At 63.3% G+C, this 19,408-nt stretch carries 19 protein-coding genes; 4 read left to right on the forward strand and 15 right to left on the reverse strand.

Features of this window, described 5'->3' with window-relative positions; genetic code table 11:
* Window positions 1–27: 27 nt before the first annotated feature.
* The 12 genes from AD670_RS25255 to nac form a co-directional block, all read right to left on the reverse strand.
* A complete protein-coding gene (locus AD670_RS25255; RefSeq protein ID WP_053138760.1) occupies window positions 28–861 on the reverse strand; it encodes an ABC transporter substrate-binding protein in 834 nt (277 codons plus the stop codon).
* 59 nt (window positions 862–920) lie between these two features.
* A complete protein-coding gene (locus tag AD670_RS25260; protein WP_169899070.1) occupies window positions 921–1,649 on the reverse strand; it encodes an amino acid ABC transporter ATP-binding protein in 729 nt (242 codons plus the stop codon).
* A 23-nt stretch (window positions 1,650–1,672) separates the two neighbouring features.
* Window positions 1,673–2,416, reverse strand: coding sequence for an amino acid ABC transporter permease (locus tag AD670_RS25265; RefSeq protein ID WP_053138766.1), 744 nt, complete (start codon window positions 2,414–2,416; stop codon window positions 1,673–1,675).
* Window positions 2,417–2,422: 6 nt separating this feature from the next.
* Complete coding sequence (locus AD670_RS25270; protein WP_053138769.1) at window positions 2,423–3,124, reverse strand: amino acid ABC transporter permease; 702 nt, start codon at window positions 3,122–3,124, stop codon at window positions 2,423–2,425.
* Between the two features lie 109 nt (window positions 3,125–3,233).
* Window positions 3,234–3,986 carry an SDR family oxidoreductase gene (locus AD670_RS25275; RefSeq protein ID WP_053138772.1) on the reverse strand — a complete coding sequence of 251 codons (753 nt, stop codon included), beginning with the start codon at window positions 3,984–3,986 and terminating at the stop codon, window positions 3,234–3,236.
* A gap of 93 nt (window positions 3,987–4,079) precedes the next feature.
* Window positions 4,080–4,853, reverse strand: coding sequence for a LamB/YcsF family protein (locus AD670_RS25280; RefSeq protein WP_053138774.1), 774 nt, complete (start codon window positions 4,851–4,853; stop codon window positions 4,080–4,082).
* Window positions 4,850–5,242: an acetyl-CoA carboxylase gene (locus tag AD670_RS25285; RefSeq protein ID WP_053138777.1), complete on the reverse strand. Its 393-nt coding sequence runs from the start codon at window positions 5,240–5,242 to the stop codon at window positions 4,850–4,852. The genes AD670_RS25280 and AD670_RS25285 overlap by 4 nt, the downstream gene beginning before the upstream one ends.
* Window positions 5,239–6,213 (reverse strand): biotin-dependent carboxyltransferase family protein, encoded by a 975-nt coding sequence (locus tag AD670_RS25290; RefSeq protein ID WP_053138781.1) that lies wholly within the window; start codon window positions 6,211–6,213, stop codon window positions 5,239–5,241. The genes AD670_RS25285 and AD670_RS25290 overlap by 4 nt, the downstream gene beginning before the upstream one ends.
* On the reverse strand, window positions 6,210–6,866 hold the full coding sequence (gene pxpB / locus AD670_RS25295) for a 5-oxoprolinase subunit PxpB (protein ID WP_053138784.1): 657 nt from the start codon (window positions 6,864–6,866) through the stop codon (window positions 6,210–6,212). Before pxpB ends, AD670_RS25290 begins: the two co-directional genes overlap by 4 nt.
* Complete coding sequence (gene accC, locus AD670_RS25300) at window positions 6,863–8,215, reverse strand: acetyl-CoA carboxylase biotin carboxylase subunit (protein ID WP_053138787.1); 1,353 nt, start codon at window positions 8,213–8,215, stop codon at window positions 6,863–6,865. Before accC ends, pxpB begins: the two co-directional genes overlap by 4 nt.
* 33 nt (window positions 8,216–8,248) lie before the next feature.
* Window positions 8,249–8,662 carry an acetyl-CoA carboxylase biotin carboxyl carrier protein subunit gene (locus tag AD670_RS25305; RefSeq protein WP_053138790.1) on the reverse strand — a complete coding sequence of 138 codons (414 nt, stop codon included), beginning with the start codon at window positions 8,660–8,662 and terminating at the stop codon, window positions 8,249–8,251.
* Between the two features lie 114 nt (window positions 8,663–8,776).
* Window positions 8,777–9,682, reverse strand: coding sequence for a nitrogen assimilation transcriptional regulator NAC (gene nac, locus AD670_RS25310; RefSeq protein WP_053138887.1), 906 nt, complete (start codon window positions 9,680–9,682; stop codon window positions 8,777–8,779).
* A gap of 379 nt (window positions 9,683–10,061) precedes the next feature.
* Here nac and AD670_RS25315 point away from each other — a divergent pair, with 379 nt between their 5' ends.
* The 4 genes from AD670_RS25315 to AD670_RS25330 all read left to right on the forward strand — a co-directional run bounded on the left by AD670_RS25315 (window position 10,062) and on the right by AD670_RS25330 (window position 15,300).
* Window positions 10,062–11,270, forward strand: a complete 1,209-nt coding sequence (locus tag AD670_RS25315; RefSeq protein ID WP_053138793.1) for an aspartate transaminase — start codon at window positions 10,062–10,064, stop codon at window positions 11,268–11,270.
* Between the two features lie 9 nt (window positions 11,271–11,279).
* Window positions 11,280–12,830, forward strand: a complete 1,551-nt coding sequence (locus tag AD670_RS25320) for an MFS transporter (protein WP_053138795.1) — start codon at window positions 11,280–11,282, stop codon at window positions 12,828–12,830.
* 62 nt (window positions 12,831–12,892) lie between these two features.
* Entirely contained in the window at window positions 12,893–14,224 is a 1,332-nt protein-coding gene (locus AD670_RS25325) for an OprD family porin (RefSeq protein WP_053138798.1), read from the forward strand.
* 245 nt (window positions 14,225–14,469) lie between these two features.
* Complete coding sequence (locus AD670_RS25330; protein ID WP_053138801.1) at window positions 14,470–15,300, forward strand: 5'-nucleotidase, lipoprotein e(P4) family; 831 nt, start codon at window positions 14,470–14,472, stop codon at window positions 15,298–15,300.
* A 7-nt stretch (window positions 15,301–15,307) separates the two neighbouring features.
* Here AD670_RS25330 and AD670_RS25335 read toward each other — a convergent pair whose 3' ends face one another.
* The 3 genes from AD670_RS25335 to AD670_RS25345 all read right to left on the reverse strand — a co-directional run bounded on the left by AD670_RS25335 (window position 15,308) and on the right by AD670_RS25345 (window position 18,722).
* Window positions 15,308–16,648 (reverse strand): OprD family porin, encoded by a 1,341-nt coding sequence (locus AD670_RS25335; RefSeq protein ID WP_371263197.1) that lies wholly within the window; start codon window positions 16,646–16,648, stop codon window positions 15,308–15,310.
* A gap of 69 nt (window positions 16,649–16,717) precedes the next feature.
* The gene (locus tag AD670_RS25340) at window positions 16,718–17,923 is read right to left on the reverse strand and encodes a DUF1624 domain-containing protein (protein ID WP_053138807.1); all 1,206 of its coding nucleotides are present in this window, start codon (window positions 17,921–17,923) and stop codon (window positions 16,718–16,720) included.
* Window positions 17,924–17,951: 28 nt separating this feature from the next.
* Complete coding sequence (locus tag AD670_RS25345) at window positions 17,952–18,722, reverse strand: DUF4198 domain-containing protein (protein ID WP_256243947.1); 771 nt, start codon at window positions 18,720–18,722, stop codon at window positions 17,952–17,954.
* Window positions 18,723–19,408: the final 686 nt, after the last annotated feature.

A 19,408-nucleotide genomic window follows, 5' to 3' on the forward strand; every position in this document is an offset into this window, starting at 1 on the left:
GGCGGGCTTTTTTACAACCGCCAGCGCTTACGGCAACGGCTCGAACTTCAATGCGCTCAAGCTCTGCACCTTGTCCTCGCGGACCATCTTGTATTCGGTGTTCGGGCCGATCCAGCGGTCCCAGATCGCATCGATCTCCCCTGCCTTCTCCATCGTCATCAACGACTCGTTGACCTTGGCCAGAAACGCCGGCTCATCGCGGCGCATGCCGGCGCCGATCGGTTCGAGGGCCATCGGCTCCTTGGCCAAGGCCAGTTCGACACCACTGGCCTTGGCCTGGTTGACCAGTTTCAGCGCGGTCATGGTGTTGGTCACCAGGCCCACCACCTTGTTCTGTTGCAACGCCATGTAGGCCGAGCCGGTGTCCTGGAAGGTCACCGGGGTGGCCCCGGCAAGGCGGATAGACTGCTCGGAGGTGGAGCCCTTGGTGGAGCTGATGCGCTTGTCCTTGAAGAAGCTTTTCGGCTGGTCGGCATTCGCCGCGCGCACCACCAGGGTTTCCTTGGCGATGTAGTACGGGTCGCTGAACTGGATCTGTTCGGCGCGGGTCTTGGTGTAGGCCAGGTTGGCGAAGATCACGTCGACGCGGCCCATTTTCACTTCAGGAATCCGCGCTTCAACCGACAGCGGCTTGAGTTCCAGGGCCACGCCCATGGTCTTGGCCAGGGCCTTGCAAAGGTCCACATCCATGCCCACCAGCTCGCGGGTTTTCGGGTCCGGCGCGGAGAATGGCGGCACGTCGGCGTAGACGCCGCAGCTCAGGGACTGCTTGGCCATAATGTCGCTCAACTGGTCGGCCTGTGCGACGGCGATCGCCAATGGCCCCAATGCCAGTGCGGTAAACAGATGCTTCATACCCATGGGAAATCTCCAGAAAGTTGAACCAGCAAAAATGGCAGAGGGAGCAAAGCCGCCGCAGCTCAATGGGCCCGCAGGTCGGCGATAAAACGTTGCGCTCGCGGGTGCGAAGGCTGGGTGAAGAAGGCGTCGGGGCTGCTCTTTTCCAGAATCTGCCCCGCGTCCATAAACCAGATGGTGTCGGCCACTTCACGGGCGAAGTTCATCTCGTGGGTCACGCACATCATGGTCATGCCGTCCTTGGCCAGGCCCTTCATCACGCTCAGCACTTCACCGACCATTTCCGGGTCGAGGGCGCTGGTGGGCTCGTCGAACAGCATCACCGGCGGTTCCATCGCCAATGCCCGGGCAATCGCCACGCGCTGCTGCTGGCCGCCGGACAACTGCGCCGGGTAAGCACCGGCCTTATGGGCCAGGCCGACGCGGTCGAGCAATTCCATGGCCTTCTGTTTGGCAGCGGCGCCCTTGAGGTTGCGCAGCTTGTTCGGCGCCAGGGTGATGTTTTCCAGCACCGACAGGTGCGGGAACAGGTTGAAGCTCTGGAACACAAACCCCACGCGGCTGCGCAGGCGGTTGATCTGCGCGTCGGTGCCGTGCACGTCCTGCCCGTCGAACAGGATCTGGCCGGCCTGGATGTCTTCCAGGCGGTTGACCGTGCGGATCAGCGTCGACTTGCCAGAACCCGAGGGGCCGCACAGCACCACCACTTCACCGGGTTGCACCTCGGCGGTGATGTCGGTGAGCGCCTGGTACTCGCCGTACCATTTATTGATTTTCGAAAACATGATCATTGGATGCATGAGCGCAGCCCTCTTCAATTATCGGTGGTCAGCAACGGACCGCCCGCCACGGTTTGCCCGCCATCGCCCAGGCGCTTGCGGGCAATGCGTTGCTCCACCCAACCGGCCAGGCGGGTCAGGCCGAAACACAGCAGGTAGTAGATGATCGCCAGGATGAAAAACACCTGGAACGGCTTGGTCAGCAGCTGGTTATTGACCTGGTTGGCGGCGAAGGTCACTTCCTGCACGTTGATCACGTAGCCCAGGGAGGTTTCCTTGATGATCGAGATGAACTGGCTGATCAGGCTCGGCAGCGCGTTGTACAGCGCCTGGGGCAGGATCACCCAGACCGTGGTGCGCACATAGCCCAGGCCCAGGGCGCGGGACGCCTCGTACTGCCCGGCCGGCAGCGCCTGGATGCCGCCGCGAATGATTTCGCACAGGTAGGCGCTCTGGTAGATCACCAGGGTGCATAGCATGGTCATGAAGCCGGTGATGTTATGGCCGATCAGCAACGGCACCAGGAAGTAGGTCCAGAAGATCACCATCAGCAACGGGATGCCACGCAGCACGTAGACCCACACTGTCGCGACCCAGTACAACCCTTTCCACGGCGACACCCGCGCCAAGGCCAGCAGCAGGCCGAACGGGAACGCCAGCAGCAACGCCAGCGCCGCCAGGATCAGGGTACTCGCCAGGCCGCCCAACGGGCCGTGGGGGTATTGGCCGATCAGGAACAGCGTCCAGTTCTGCTGCACGATTGAAAACATATCGAACATCGCGGTCTACCTCGCCAGGGCTTTGCTGAAGTGGCGGGCGAGCAACGCCCCGGCCCCCATCAGCAGCAGTGAAAACACCAGGTAGAAAACCGTGGCCACCAGGTACGACTCAAAGGTGCGGAACGTGTAGTTCTCCACTTCGCGGCTGGCGTAGGTCAGTTCCATCACGCCGATCGCCATCGCCAGGCTGGTGTTCTTGAACAGCAGCACGGTGTGGTTGATCAGTGACGGCAGGCAATTGCGCACGCCCTGGGGCAGGATCACGTAGCGCATCGAACGCACGTAGCCCAGGCCCAGGGCCCTGGACGCTTCGGTCTGCCCGGTGGGAATGGCGCGCAGGCCGCTGCGCATGTCTTCACAGAAATACGCAGCCTGGCACAGGCCCAGGGCGATCACCGAGAACAGGTATTCAGTGTTGTGGTTGGCCAGCCACAGTTGCGTGGACTCGCCAAGCAGCGTCGGCACGCCGAAGTACCACAGCATCAGTTGCACCAGGGTCGGCACATTGCGGTGGTACGACACATACCCCGCCACCAGGCGGTCGGCCAGCTTGTTACCGGTCAGGCGCACCGTGACCAGTGTCAACGCCAGCAGCATCGCCAGCAGCCAGGCGAACAGCGCCAGCTGCAAGGTCATTTCGATGCCCTTGACGATCAGCTCGGCGTACTCGCCTTGCAGAATCGCGGCCAAATCGAAGTCTTGCTTCATGGTCAATCCCTATCGGCATTGGGCTAGGGCAGAAATCAAAATCACCCGGCGTGGCCGTGGCGGGATGCAGCGCTGACGGATCGATCCGTTCTTTTGCCGGGGCTCGGATTCAGCCCTGGTAGTCCTGGGGCCGCGCGGTGGAAAGCCCGCCCGGCACCTGCAAGGTCGGGGTGATTTCCATGTGCCCGATGTTGACCGCAATCGGCGCGGCAATCGCGAAGGCGATGGCATTGGCGATGTCCTCGGCCTGGGGCAATTCAAAGCCCTCGACGAAGCGCTTGTAGGTGGCTTCGGAATCGCCGTGCACGTGGGCAAAAATATCCGTGGCGACCCGACCCGGGCAGATCTCGGTGACCCGCACGCGCTTGCCGAACGCATCGATGCGCAACTGGCGCGAAAGCATGCTCACGGCGGCCTTGGTCGCGTGGTAGGTGGAGTTGCCGCCAAAGTTGTAGGCCGCCGCGATCGAACTGATGTTGATGATGTGCCCGCAGTCGCGCTCGACCATGCCCGGCAGCGCCAGCCGTGCCAGGTGCAGCACGGCGCGCAGGTTGACGTCGATCAGCAGGTCGATGCCGTCGGCGTCGGCCTTGAGCAGGGAACCGGGTTTGTCGACGCCGGCGTTGTTGACCAGGATGTCGAAGGTGTTTTCGGCGAACAATTGGGTCAACCCGGCAAGGTCGGTCACGTCGATGGCGTGGGCGATGCAGCCGGTCCTGGCCGCCAGTTCCTGCAACTTGTCGGCGCTGCGGGCCAGGGCATGCACCTGCACGCCCTCCTGGCACAGACGCTCGACAACGGCGGCGCCGATGCCGGAGGAAGCCCCGGTGACCAGCGCGGTTTTGTAGTCGGAAAATGGCATGGGGTGGTCCTTGTGCTACGGGTTATGGTTCGACTCTATCCAGCCTTCGGGCGCTGGACCAAGACGCAATGATTGTGTGGCGATAAGGCCTGCTTATGACGCGGCCAGCAGCTGGGAAATCGGCGTGATCCGGCCGCCCAGTTGCTCGATTTCGGCGCGAATGGTGCGCGCCAGTTCGACCGCGCCGGGGGTGTCGCCATGCAGCAGGATCGAATGGGCCGGCACTCGCAGCACCTTGCCGCTGAGGGAGGTCACGGTGCCCTCCTCCAGTAACTGCCGCACCCGGCGCAGCACCGCTGCCGGCTCCTTGATCACCGAACCGTCGACCTTGCGCGGCACCAGCAGGCAATCATCGTCATAGGCACGGTCGGCGAGAAACGTGGTGGCGACGCGCAGGCCGCACTTCTCGGCAGCGCCCTCGATAGCGCGGCTGCTGGAGGAGCTGATGATCAGCGTCGGGTCAAACGCCGCCACCGCCCGCACCAACGGCTCGGCCAACGCCGCATCGGCGGCGGCCATATTGCCCAGGGCGCCGTGGAAGCTCATGTGGGTCATGCGATGGCCGTTGACCGCCGCGATCCCGGCGAGCGCGCCGAGCTGGTAGATCACATGGGTGGCGAGCTCCTTGAGCTCGATGTTCATCTGCCGACGGCCAAAGCCCATCAGGTCCGGGAAGCCCACATGTGCCCCCAGGTCGATGCCACCAGCCTTGGCCAGGCGCACCGTGTTGTCCATGATCAGCGGGTCGCCGGCATGGAAACCGCAGGCGACATTGGCCGATGAAATCAGGCGCATCAGCGCTTCATCCTCGCCCATGCGCCACGGGCCGAAGCCTTCGCCCAAGTCGGCGTTCAAATCAATCTTCATGCGGGGTACTCCACACCAAGGAAGGCTTCGCCGTAGCCGACGGTGGTGCCGCACGGCACGCGCACATCGACGACCCGTGCGGCGCGGGGCGCGCGCAAGGGCAACAGCAACTCACCCACTTGCAGCAGCGCGACCAGTTGCCCGGCGCTGAGCTGATCGCCCACCGCCACGAACGGTTGATCCAGTTGGGGATGGGTCAGCAGCAAGCGCCCCAGGCCGGTGGCGCGCAGCACCTGGTCTTCAACCACGGCAACGGCAGGCGCCGCAACAGCAGCGGCCGAGGCACCGCGCTTGAGCGTCAAGTGCACACCGGGGCGGCTCATTTCGGCACCGGCCAGATGGTGCTCCTTGAGCCACAGCGCCAATTGGCGAATTTCCTCAAGGGTCATGCTTTCACTCCTTCACGGTGCAGTTCCAGCAGGCGGCTGACTTCACGCAGATACGCGCGATTGGTTTCCAGGGCCTCGACGGCCTCCAGGTAGCTGCACTCGATAAAGCGTACCTTGCCGCCGATGGGCGCCTGGCCCAGGCGCCAAAGGTCGGCCTCGATCACACTGCCGAACTTGGGGTAGCCGCCGCTGGGCTGGGCGTCACGCATCTGGATGATGGGCTGGCCGCCGTGGGGTACCTGGATCACCCCCGGCACGATGCCGTGGGAGCGAATTTCCATCGGGGCGATGGGCAGCAGCGGCTGGCCTTCCATCCGGTAGCCGTAGCGATTGCTCTGGGTGGTGATCTTCCATTCACCGGCCCAGAACGCTGCGCGGGAAGCCTCCTGGAAGCGCTCGTATTCGGCGGCGGGCAACACGCGCATGGCAGGCACCCCATCAACCTGCAACGGCAGCGCCAGGCTTGGCGCCAACACCCCAACATCCAGCGGCAACGGGCTGATACCGGGGCGCAGTGCCCCCAGCCGATCACCCTGTTGCAGGGCGCGGCCGTCGAGGCCGCCGAACTCGCCGCGCAATTGAGTGCTGCGTGAACCCAGCACCGACGGCACATCCACCCCGCCCGCCAAACACAGATAGGCACGGCTGCCAGACGTCGGATAGCCCAGGCTCAAGACCTGGCCTTCGCGGCCCTGGCACACCCAGTTCGGTGGCAAGGGCTGGGCGTCCAGGGTGGCGTCGCAAGCGGCGCCGGTCACCGCAAAGGCACAGTCCTGCAGCAGCCGTACCTCGAACGGGAACAGCGGTATTTCAATCGCGGCAGCGTCTTCGGGATTGCCCAGCAACAGGTTGCCCAGGGCCAGGGCCAGGTGGTCCATGGCGCCCGATGTGCCCACGCCATAACCCAGGCTGCCGAAGCGGCCGAAGTCCTGCACGGTGGCCAGGGCGGTGGCCGATAAAATCTCGATCATCGAATGATCCTCTCGATGCGCAAGCGCAGGAAATCACCCGGCCGCAAGATCGCGGGCGGGGTTTGGGCGGGGTCGAAAAACGCCATTTCAGTGCGGCCGATGGTGTTCCAGCCGCTGGGGCCGGCCGAGGCGGACACCCCGGTCTGCACCCCGCCGATGGACACCGAGCCCGCTCCGATATTCAGCACCGGCACCTGGCGCCGAGGCGTGGCCAGGCGCGGGTCCATGCCACCGAGGTAGCAATAACCGGGGTGGCTGCCCAGCGCGTACACCGGGTACAGCGGTTCGCAGTGCAGGTTGGCGATGGTCTCGATATCCAGTCCGGTGTGGGCAATCACATCCGCCATGTGCGGGCCGAACTCGCCGCCGTACACCACCGGCAATTCGACGATGCGCCCCTCCAGGGGCAGCGGCTGGCTCATCTCCCAGGCCTCCAGCAGGCGCTGGCACAGGCCGTTCAGTTCACGCGGCGGCGTGAGGAAGGTGAGCATCAGGTTGTTCATGCCGGGCACGGCTTCGTGGATCTCGGGCCATTCGCCGGCTTGCAGGGCCAGGCGCCAGATACGCTGCTGCGGGGCCAGGTCCAGTTCTCCCGGCGCCTCGAACAGCAAGGCGCTGGAGCCCAGCAGGCTGATGACAGGGGCGGTGTTCATGTCGGACTCCTTTGCTGCAACCAGCGCTCCAGGTGATGAATATCGACGCCGCCTTCGCAAAAGGCGGGGTCATCAAGAATGTCGCGGTGCAACGAAATGTTGGTGCTGATGCCCTCCACGACCATCTCGCTCAGCGCCAGGCGCATGCGCGCCATGGCTTCTTCACGCGTGGCGCCGTGGGTGATGACCTTGGCCACCATCGAGTCGTAGTACGGCGGCACGCGGTAGCCGGTGGTGACATGGGAATCGACCCGCACACCAAAGCCGCCGGGCACTTCCCAACGCTGGATCAGGCCGGGGGTCGGCATAAAGGTCAGCGGGTCCTCGGCGTTGATGCGGCACTCCAGGGAGTGGCCGTTCAGTTGAACGTCCTCCTGGCGCACGCTGAGCACTTCACCGCGGGCCATGCGCAGTTGCTGCTGGACGATGTCGATGCCGGTGGTCATCTCGGTGACCGGATGCTCCACTTGCAGACGCGTGTTCATCTCGATGAAGAAGAACTCGCCGTCCTCATACAGAAACTCGAAAGTGCCCACGCCGCGATAGCCGATGCGGCGGCAGGCCTCGGCGCAGCGTTCGCCGACCGTGGCGATCAGCGCGGGATCGATGCCCGGCGCCGGCGCTTCTTCCAGGACTTTCTGGTGGCGGCGTTGCAGGGAACAGTCGCGGCAGCCGAGCCAGATCGCATGGCCATGGGCATCACACAGCACCTGGATTTCCACGTGCCGGGGGTGGCCGAGGAATTTCTCGATATACAGTTCAGGGTTGCCGAACGCCAACCGCGCTTCTTCGCGAGTGAGACCGATGGCGGCCAACAACTCGGCCTCTGCCTGTACCACGCGCATGCCGCGACCGCCGCCGCCACCGGCGGCCTTGACGATCACCGGATAGCCGATTTCGGCGGCAATGGCGAGGATGCTCGCGTCGTCGCTCGGCATGCTCGAATCCGGCCCCGGCACGCACGGCACACCGGCTTCACGCATGGCGCGCTTGGCTGCCACCTTGTCGCCCATGGTGCGAATGCATGCGGCGCTCGGCCCGATAAAGGTCAACCCGGCCGCTTCGATGCGCTCGGCAAACCCGGCGTTTTCCGACAGGAACCCGTAACCGGGGTGGATCGCCTGGGCACCACTGACCTTGGCGGCAAACAGCAGCGCCGTCTGGTTCAAGTAGCTCAGGCCCGGTGCGGCCGGGCCGATGCACAGCGACTCATCGGCGTTTTGCACATACTGCGCATGACGGTCCGCTTCGGAGTGCACCGCCACAGTCTTGATGCCCAGGCCATGGCAGGCACGCTGAATGCGCAGGGCGATTTCGCCACGGTTGGCGATCAGCACTTTGTCGAACATTGAATTCACCTGAATAACGAATACGCGTGGGGGTCAACCGAGCCGGAACAGAGCCTGGCCCGCTTCGACTTCGACGCCGGCCTGGGCAAGAATCTCAACCAACTTGCCGGCAACCTTGGCCTTGACCGGATGGAACATCTTCATCGCCTCGATCACCGCCACGGTCTGGCCGGCTTCAATGGCTTGGCCCACGGTGACGAACGGCGCTTCACCGACGGCGGGCGTCAGGTGCAAGACGCCATAGAGGCTGGCCTTGATCTCCACGGCGGAGCTGGCCACGGGGGTTGCGGGTGTTGGCGCTGCGTTCACGGCCGGCGCGACGCTGGTGATCACCTGACCTGCCTGCTTGAACAGCCGCAGCGTGCTGTCGCCTTCGGTCAGGCTCAGCTCCAGCAGATCGGATTCGGCCAGCAAATCCATCAACCCCTTGATACGTGCTGAATCCATGTATGGCCCCTGCCTGTCGAGCGTGTCTTGAGTGGATGGGCCCAATCTACCGAGCCCCTCGAAAAGCGGCCAAGACGCTTTGGCTTTGGGGTGATAAGCCGACCTTATGACCGCTCAAATCAGGCTGCCACGCATCTTCGCCACCAGCTCCAGCAGGATCGCCTTGACCGCCTGGGCCGGCACCGACAACGGCAAATGCCCCGACAGGCACAGCGCCAGCGGCGCCTCCACCTCGGGTTCGACGATGCGGCACATGTGCACCGAAGTGGCCGCCACCATCACCCGCGCCGACGACTCCGGCAGGATGGTCGAGCCGAAATGTTCGGCCACGGCGGCGGTCAGCGTGGTCGAGGATTCAATTTCGGCCACCACCCGCGCACTCAGGCCGATGCGCAGAAAGGCTTCATCCACCAGCCGACGCATCACGTTGTAGGGGCGCGGCAGCAGCATGTCCATGTCGGCCAGTTCGGCCAGGGGCACTTCTTCACGTGTAGCAATCGCCGGGTCGGCACTCACCAGGTACAGCGGCTCGCGCAACAACGAGACAAAACTCAGGCCATGCACCTCGCGCCCGCCATACAGCACGGCCATATCCATGCGGCCGTTCATGATCAGCTCGCTCAAGGTGGTACCGAAGTTTTCATTGAGGTACAGCAGGATGCCAGGGTGGCGCTCACGCACGGTGCGCAGCAACGGCAATGACAACGCCGACGCAGCAGTGCCCGGCGCCAGCCCCACCGAAACCTGCCCGGACAACGCCTGGCCGGTGGCATTGATATCGCTCTGCGCCTGTTCACACTGGCGCAAAATAATCTGCGCATGGGCATACAACACCTTGCCCGCCTCGGTCGGCGTGACGCCACGCTTGGTGCGAATCAACAGCTGCTGTTGCAGCTCGGCTTCCAGGGTTGCCAGTTGTTGGCTCAACGCCGGTTGCGCCACATGCAGCACATCGGCAGCCTGGGTCATGCTGCCGATGTCGACCAGTTTCACGAAGTACTTCAGGCGGCGCAGGTTCAAAATGGCGATGCTCATGTAATGGACAAGTGATGCCTTAAATGTGGGAGGGGGCTTGCTCCCGATGAGGCAGTGTCAGTTGATGCATCTGTGACTGACATACTGCTATCGGGAGCAAGCCCCCTCCCACATTTGGTTTTGCGTACACCTGGCAGGTTTGCAAAAGACAGGCCATCGGTATAACCACCCATAAGGCTTTGCTATGGGTGCCCCTGATCCTCCATCCAAAGCACCCGCCCGGAGCAGCCAGGACTGGACGCACCACAACAGCGCAGCGCCAGCCATAAGCACTTCCTATCAAACCAGAACAAACTCATCTTATGGCGCCCTCCCCCACCCCTCGTACTGTGACCCCCGTCAACACCATCAACGAGGAACGCCCGTGACTGCCTCCCGCATCGCCGCCCGTGTGCAACGCATCAAACCATCGCCCAGCAGCGCCGCGTCCGACCGCGCCAACGAGCTGCGTCGCCAGGGCCAGTCCATCATCAACCTGGTGGTGGGCGAGCCGGATTTCGATACGCCACCCAATATTCGCCAGGCCGCCAGTGCCGCCATTGAGCGCGGTGAAACCCGCTACACCCAGAACGCCGGTACTCCGGAGCTGCGCCAGGCCATCGTCGACAAGCTGGCACGGGAAAACGCCCTGATCTACACCGCCCAGCAAGTGCTGGTGACCAGCGGCGCCAAGAGCGCGATCTTCAACGCCTTCGCCGCCACCCTCGGCGCCGGCGATGAGGTGCTGATCCCGGCGCCGTACTGGGTGTCGTACCCGGACATGGTGCTGGCCTGCGAAGGCGAGCCCGTGACCCTCGCCTGCCCTGAACACAACGGCTTCAAGCTGACCCCAGGCCAGCTGCGCGCGGCGATCACCCCGCGTACCCGCTGGCTGCTGCTCAACTCCCCCAGCAACCCCACCGGCGCCAGCTACAGCCACAGCGAATTGCGCGCCCTGGCCGATGTGCTGCTGGACTATCCGCATGTGCTGCTGATGACCGATGACATCTACGAGCACATCCGTTTCGACGGCCTGGACAACCCGCATATCCTCGCCATCGAGCCGGCCTTGAGCGAGCGCAGCCTGGTGGTCAACGGCGTGTCCAAGACCTACGCCATGACCGGCTGGCGCATCGGTTACGCCGCAGGCCCCACCGACCTGATCGGCGCCATGGCCACCCTGCAATCGCAGTCCACCAGCAACGCCTGCTCGATCAGCCAGGCGGCGGCGGTGGAAGCGCTCAACGGCGACCAGAGCTTCGTCCAGCAAAGCGTGCGGGTCTACCAGCAACGCCGCGACCGCTGCCTGGAGCTGCTCAATGCCATTCCCGGTCTCAGTTGCCGCAAGCCCGATGGTGCGTTCTACCTGTATGTGAATTGCGCTGGCCTGCTGGGTAAAACTACGCCCGAGGGCAAGGTGCTGCACACCGACAGCGACGTCGTGATGTACCTGCTGGAAAGCCAGGGTGTGGCAGTTGTGGCGGGCACGGCGTATGGCCTGGCGCCGTTTTTCCGCATGTCGATCGCTACCGCGATCACCACCCTCGACCAAGGCTGTGCACGCATCAAAGCCGCCGTCGCCGCGTTGCGCTGAGGGCCGACCATGACCGTGGCAGCCCACCCGCCCCTGAGTTTCCACCAGGCCTTGCTGGCCATGCTCGGCATCTCCCTGGTGCTGATGCTCTCGGCACTCGACCAGACGGTGATCGGCAACGCCTTGCCGAGCATCGTCGCCGAGCTCAATGGCTTTGGACTCTACGCGTGGGTTGCCACCGGCTACCTGTTGGCGTCCATCGTCACCATTCCGATTTTCGGACGGCTGGGGGATTACTACGGGCGCAAGCCGTTCGTGCTCGCCGCCACGTTGATTTTCACCCTGGCCTCCCTGGCCTGCGCCGTGGCCAATGACATGCTGGTGCTGGTGATCGGCCGCGCCTTACAAGGCGTGGGCGGCGGCATGCTGATCGGCACCGCGTTCGCCTGCATTCCCGAACTGTTTCCCGATACCCGTCAACGCCTGCGCTGGCAAATGCTCTTGAGTGCGCTGTTCAGCGTGGTCAATGCCATCGGCCCGGGCCTGGGGGGTTACCTGACCGGCGCCTTTGGCTGGCGCTCGGTGTTCTACCTCAACCTGCCCCTGGGGTGCCTGGCGCTGTTGATCGCCTGGCGCTTTCTGCCCTGGTACCGCCCGCAGCAGCGCAGCGGCATTCGCCTGGACTGGCCCGGCGCGCTATTGATCGCGCTGACCCTGGGCAGCCTGCAGCTATTTGTGGAGTGGCTGGGGCATTCGAGCCTGGCGTTGAGCGCCGCCCTGGGCCTGGGCTGCATGGCCGCGATCATCGCGCTGTGGCATTGGGAGCGGCGTTGCCCGCATGCGCTGTTGCCGGCGGCGCTGTTCAGTTTGCCGAGCCTGCGATTGTTGTTCGTACTGTCGGTGGCGGCCGGCGCGATCATGTTTTCGCTGCTGTTCTACCTGCCGCTGTTGCTGCAAGGCGCCTACGGCTACTCGCCCCAGGACGCCGGCCTGTTGATCACGCCGCTGGCGTTGAGCATCACCTTGGGGGCCATCGTCAACAGCCGCATCGTGACCCGTTTGCGCAACCCCAACCATTTGCCGCTGGCGGGCTTTGTCGCACTGCTGCTGGCGTGCCTGGGCCTGGCGGTGGTCGGGCGCGGGGCCGCGTTCAACCTGTTGCTCGGTTTGATCCTGCTGGCCGGCCTGGGGCTGGGATTTATCCTGCTCAACCTCACGGTCTTCACCCAGACCCTGGCCGAACGGCAGTTCCTGGGGATTGCCACGGCGCTCACCCAGTCCCTGCGCCTGGTCGGCGGGCTGCTCGGCACCGCAGGCATGGGGGTGCTGGTCAACCTGCTGTACAGCGCCAACGTGCAGCGGGTGTTTCTCGCGGCGAATCACGCCGAGGGCATTGCCGTGTATGCCGATCCGCAAACGCTGTTGCATGCCAACCTCGACGCCTCGCCCTGGCTGAACCTGGCCCGCGATGCCCTGGCGCAGTCCGTGGGCGTCGGCCTGTTGCTGTGCGCCGGGATCGGCGTGCTGGCGCTGTTCATCCTGTACCGCTTGCCGCCGGTGCGACTGCATGTCGTGCCGGCCACCGTTGCTCCTGAAAAACCTGCTCCTGAAAACAAATAGAAAACCTTCACTGCCGCTTTTGACTGCCCTCAAAAAACCAAACACACATGGGGATGACACCGATGGAGCTTTTCAATCGCGCACCGACAGTACTCGCCGGCCTTTGTGGCCTGCTGATCGCCCAACAGGGCTACGCCGCCGGCCTGGTGGAAGACAGCAAGCTCAACGTGCTGGCCCGCAACTTCTTCAGTAACGCCGACAACCGCAGCGGCGCGGCCGACCCCAACTACACCCAGGAATGGGGCCAGGGGTTTATCGCCAACTTCGAGTCGGGTTTCACCCAGGGCACGGTGGGCTTCGGCATCGACGCTATCGGCATGTTCGGTGTGCGCCTGGACTCCGGCAAGGGCCGTCACTACAACCCGCAAAGCACCGCGTTCAACGGCAATGTGTTCCCCACCGATCACGATGGTCGCGCGGTGGACGAGTTCGGCAGCCTGGGCCTGACCGCCAAGGCGCGCTTTGCCCGGACCGAGCTGAAATACGGGACCCTGGTGCCGATGCTGCCGGTGGTGATGTCCACCGACCGCATGCTGCAACAGACCTTCAACGGCGGACAGGTGCAGTCCAAGGACCTGGACCATTTCACCTTCACCCTCGGCCAATTGGAACACGTGAAAGGCCGTGGTTCGAGCAACCAGATGGGCATGTCGATCCCGGGCGCCAACAACGCGGTCAGCGGCGAGTTCGTCAACAAGTTCTACTACGGCGGTGTCGACTACAAACCCACCAAAGACCTGACGTTGCAGTACTACTACGGCAACCTGCAGGACTTCTACAAGCAGAACTTCCTGGGCCTCAAGTACGACTGGCAGATCGGCCCGGGCACCCTGCGCACCGACCTGCGCCACTTCGACAACCGCTCCGACGGCGCCAACGGCAACGACCCGGCGTTCTACACCTTCGGCTACTACGGCGACGGCGTGACCAAGGGCAAGGTCGACAGCCGTCTGAGCAGCGCCCTGTTCACCTACCTGGTCAACGGCCACACGATTGCCGCCGGCCTGCAACAGGTCAGCGGCGACAGCGATGCGGTGTGGCTGAACCAGGGTGACGGTTCTACGGCCTACTTCATGACCGAGTCGATGATCGGCAAATTCCAGCGCGCCGGGGAAACCACCTGGCAGGTGCGTTACGGCTATGACTTCGCCACGATCGGCGTGCCAGGCCTGAGCTTTATGGGCATGTACGAAAGCGGCTCGAACATCCGCACGCCAACGGGTGACAAGAGCGAGTGGGAACGCAACCTGACCGTGAGCTATGTGTTCCAGCAAGGCCCGCTGAAGAACCTGAGCATCGCCTTGCGCCACGCCTCATTGCGCACCGAAGTGACCACCCAGCGTGACAGCGATGAGCATCGGGTGATCATCAGTTACCCGTTGAGCATCTTGTAAGCCGATCAAATGTGGGAGGGGGCCTGCCCCCTCCCACAGTTTGATTGGCTTTATGGCTGGCTGATGTGTTCCAGGGTGTAGCGCAGCGATGCCGGCAACATCGAGCTGGCGATGAGGCCGATGCTAGATGATAAGTTTCACAATCAAGTCAATTTCGCATCCGGAAAAAGTTTCGCAATGTGGTGAATCAACGCCGGATTAGGCTAAGGTGCGGCCCACGCGCCCTTTCCCTGCGAGACCTCTGCATGCGACCCCTGATCTTCGCCAGCCTGTGCCTGCTGGCAGGCTGCCAACAAACGCCGCCGGCCAACGACCAGCTCGACGCCGTACTCTGGACCCAGACCTCCATCGAACACGAGTTGATCTATCGCCAGGTCTTCGCCCATGCCACCCGCCAGCTCGACGTGGCGCTGGCCGATCCCAGCTGGGACGCGCTGCCCTTCCCTCCCCGCAACCTGAGCGGCCTGCCACCGGCGGTGGTGGTGGATATTGACGAAACCCTGCTGGACAACGTGCCGCTCAATGCCCGCGACGTGATCAATAACCAGGTGTATGGCTACGACCGCTGGAACACCTGGGTCGACCAGGCCAAGGCCCAGGCCCTCCCCGGTGCCGTGGCGTTCCTGCAAGCGGCGCAACAAAAAGGCATCACGGTTTACTACCTGACTAACCGCGAACACAGCCAGGTCGCGGCCACTGTGGCCAACCTGCGCCTGCGCGGTTTTCCGGTGCAGAGCAATCAACAGGTGCTCGCTGCCAGCACGCCTACCGGGCACTGCGAAAGCGCCGGCTACGGCAAGAACTGCCGCCGCCAATGGGTCGCCAGCCATGCTCGCGTGCTGTTGATGGCCGGTGATTCCCTGGGGGATTTCGTCCAGGCCGAACGCAACACCCTCGAGGCCCAGCGCAAGGCCGTCGAACCCTATGTGAACTGGCTCGGGCAGCGCTGGTTTTTGCTGCCCAACCCGACTTACGGCAACTGGTACAGCGCGCCCTATGGGGATGATGAAAAGCTGCCGTTCGCGCAGAAACGCCAGCTCAAGCAGCAGGCGTTGCAGTTGCAGTTGCAGGAGTAACGCCAACCTAGTGCAAGCGCCCGCCCAACGGGTACTCGACCGCCAGGCGGATCTGGTTGGCATCCAGTTCCGCCTGCGCCGCATTGCCCCGGTGCACGGCGTGGCGCAAGGTAAAGGCGAGGTTTTTCGCGACACCGGACTGCACCACGTAGCGTGCTTGCAGGTCACGTTCCCAATGCTTGCCCCCTTCACCGTAGCCGAGCCATTGGTAGCCGCCGCGAGGATCCATGTGGCGACCGTCGATGCCACTGCCGCGTACATACAACGCCGCCAGGCTCAGGCCTGGCATGCCATGGGCCGCCAGGTCCAGGTCATAGCGCGCCTGCCACGAGGCCTCCCGTGGGGCGTTGAAGTCGGACAGCGCCACGGCGTTGCTCAGGTAAATCGCCCCGCGCGTCACGTAGTCGAACGGCGTGTCGCCACTGACTTTCTGATAACCCACGCCCACACTGTGAGCACCGAACCGATAGGTCGAGAGCAGGCTCCATGTGGTGTTATCGATGCGCCCGGACAACGCCTTGCCGGTGTCCTGGGTGCGATACAGGTTCAGGTCAACGGTCAGTGCCTGGCCGGGAAACAGCGGCCGGGTGTAGACCGCCCCCAGGTAATGCTGGCGCCAGGTGTCTTCATAGACAGCGCTGAACACGCTGGCGCTCAGCCCCTTGATTGCCGTATTGCGCACGCCCACCAAGTCAAAGCGATCGCCTTGCTTGCCATTGGAATAGTTGACGACAAACCCTCGGTCATGACTGCTGGCGTTGCGGTCGGTGCTCTCATTGAAGTGCCCCGCGAACAGGGTGGTGGCCGGCAACTCGCGGCTGGTCAACCACCATCCCGTTGCGGTTTCGGGCAGCAAGCGGCTGTCGGACGAGGCAAACACCGGGGTTTTCACCCGCTGCTCGCCGTAGCGCAATTCGGTCGAGGAAAAGCGCAGTTTGGCAACCGCACCACCGCGGCTGAACTGGTCCTTGGGGTGACCCTCATTGTCCACCGCCAATAGCCGGGCCTTCCCGGCACGCCCACCGCCACTGTCCAGTTGCCAGGCGGAATAAACGTGCGCATCCAGGCCAAAACCCAGGGTGCCGGTGGTGAAACCCGAGGCGTAGTCAGCCATCAGGCCATAGGCCCATTCTTCCGCCAGGTCGCTGCGCTGGGATCGCGGTTTGTAGGCGTTGCGTGCGCCGTTGCTGAGGGCGCCATGCTGGTAGTCGCGGCGATCGTAGACACTGCGGTTGAGCAGGTTCCACTGGCCGTCCTCGATAAAGCCTTTGGCGGTGTCTTGTTCGGCGGCGAAGGCGAGCAGGCTCTGCCCTCCCAATGCCAATAGCAGGGTGCGGGTCGATAGCATCTTCACGGTTTGACTCCAGAACGTGTCAGGCAAAGGTGTTCCGCAGGGCGCAGAACACCGTTGGTTCCGTCAGAGGTATTTGAGAATCGCGATGTCGCGACGACGCTGTTTGAGGCCGGCGAACCAGCGCGTCGGGAAGAACAGCAACACCCCGAGTATCACGCTCCACAACCACACCATCGGCAGGTCGTCGAAACCGTAGTAGGTGCCCTGGTTCGCGCCCCAGATCGCCAGCGCGACCAGGTACATGGCCTTGAGCACGTAGAGGTGCAGCAAGTAGAAAAACATCGGCGCCCCACCGTAGATCGCCAGGGTCGCGGTAGCCCAACGGGCCTGCCATTTCTCGAACAGCGCCAACAGCAGCAGCGACAGGCCCAGGGTCGGCATCAGGAACATCAGCGACGGCGGGTATTTCTTCGCGCTCATGAAGCTCATGAAGGTGCGCAATGCATCACCGGTCTGCACCCAGGGTTTCTCGCCATACACGTTGAGGTAGCGGATAAACACAAACGCGACCAGCAGGCCTGCGCCCAGCCTGACCAGGCGGGAGATACGCTCGGCCGACGGCATCGCCTTGCCAAACCACGGGCCGATGCCCCAGCCCAGCAGGATCACACCGATCCACGGCAATATCGGGTACGTCGTGCGGGCGCGGGTGAATTCGGTAATGTCGATAAACACCCGCTGATGCAGGATCGACCAAGGCACGAAGAACGGCGACTCCGGCCCGACGGTCACGCCATCGAGCAGGTTATGCCCGGCGACAATCACCACCCCCAGCACGATCAGCCAGGCGCGTTTGAAGTGCAGCAAACCGGCAAGCACGATCATGCACAGGCCGATACACCAGATCACTTGCAGCCATAACGTCTTGGGTGGGAACTCGGCATTCCAGGCAAAGCACACGAAGGTGATTTCCAGGAACACCAGGAACAGCCCGCGCTTGAGCAAAAACACCGAGGTTTCGCGGGCGCTGTGTTTCTGACTGTAGAGCCAGGCCGACAAGCCCGTCAGGAAGATAAACGCCGGGGCGCAGATCTCGCTGAGCATACGGGTGAAATACAGGTCCGGGGTGACACTCAAGGCATCGATCGGGTCGGTGACCTGCCGGTGCAGCAAGAAGGTTTCGCGCACATGGTCGATGAGCATCAACAGCATCACAAAACCACGCAGCGCATCGATAGCCAGCATGCGCGTGGCCGCCGTGACGTTCGTGCGGGCAAGCGTCGGCGCAACAGTGCCTGCCTGACCGGCCAATCCTGAAGAAAGGGTCATATCAATCACTCATGAAGGAGGCAATGAATCAGGCTGACTTTTTCAGCCTGGCGACTTCCGATGCCGGCAGTTGCGACGGCGCGCGAGGTAACGGCGCCTGGCCTTGCTGGCGGTGGAACGACAACGTCGAACTGAAGCGTTTGACGTCAAACCGCTCGGGCTTGCCCGCCGGATCAAGACGCTCGCCAGGGCTGTTGTCCTGGTACTCGACGGCCACCACGTAAGTGCCCTGCCAGGGCAGCTCGAAGCTGACGTTGCCGGCGGCATCGCTGCGCTGCTTGAAGACTTCCCCGGAGGCGGTTTCCAGCACGACCTCCTGGCCCGTCAGCGGCTTGCCCGCGTAGAACACCCGGAACTGCGCACGGCCCGCATCGGCAACGCCGGTGGGGACGATATCCAGGGTCAGCTCCGGGCTACGGGCCCGCAGGTCACCGACCCAACGCGTGGCCGGGGTCCAAGCGGCTTTCAAGGTCTTGGCACCTTCATGCACATCGAACATCGGATAGTGCAGGTCTTGCGCCAGCAACGAATCCTCGTGACCGGGCTGCTCCGCCAACAGGAACGCCTGGCGCTGCAGGCTCAGCTGCAGCGGTGCCGACCGGTCGGCCATCGACCAGGCCTGGAGCTGCCTGAACCGGTCCATTCCCCCCGGCGTGACCTCCAGCACGTTCTTGTCATACTCCCCGTAGTACAAGGCCAATGGCTGGCCGGGAAGTTGTTCGTACCAAATCTGATGCGCCTCACTGGCGGTTGCCAACATGAACGCCCCATAACCCAACAGTGCTTTTGCGTTGCTCATTCGCATTTTTTTCGCTCCGATTGGTGGTGTTCAACCCAAGACTGTCGCGGCTGGAAAACACCGTACAACCCTGCGCTCCCTCACTCTGCAAGCATTACAACGCAGGCCCTTTTGCGGTATGCGCCGAATTGCGCCCACGGATCGGCGCAGACCACTGTTTAAGGGCCCGAAAAAGTGTTTTATGCGGGTTGCGTCGAGATGAGGCGTTTAGCCAAGACTACGAGTGAGCGTGTCCAATTGAGGTGCAAAAGCAGTGAGCTTTGATCGTTCCCACGCCCTGCGCAAAGCTGTGTACCTGATGTACCGAGGTGCCTGCATCGCAGGCAAGCCAGCTCCCACATTTGAACCGGTTCACCCCCTAAAGCGGGGTCCGCTGAAAGACCGCCATCAGGGACATAGCTATCTACAACGTAGTAGCCGCCAACAGTAACCACGATGCGAAGCGAGCCGCCCTTGATCTTGCTTTTGATCTTGCTTTTGATCTTGATCTTGATCTTGATCTTGATCTCAGGCGCCCCGTTAACCACGCTGGCCGGAATTCGATAGTGATTTGGGGGGTAAACCGGCAGGGATGCCGGTTTAGCCGCCCCGCGCCATGGATGGCGCGTGGCGGCGGCCCCCCAAATCACTGTCGGATTACGGGCACACCGAGCCTGGGCGAGGTGCCGAGTGGTGGGGCGAAGGCC

Origin of the sequence: Pseudomonas sp. MIACH (assembly GCF_001269925.1) — a bacterium.
Classification (GTDB): Bacteria; Pseudomonadota; Gammaproteobacteria; order Pseudomonadales; family Pseudomonadaceae; genus Aquipseudomonas.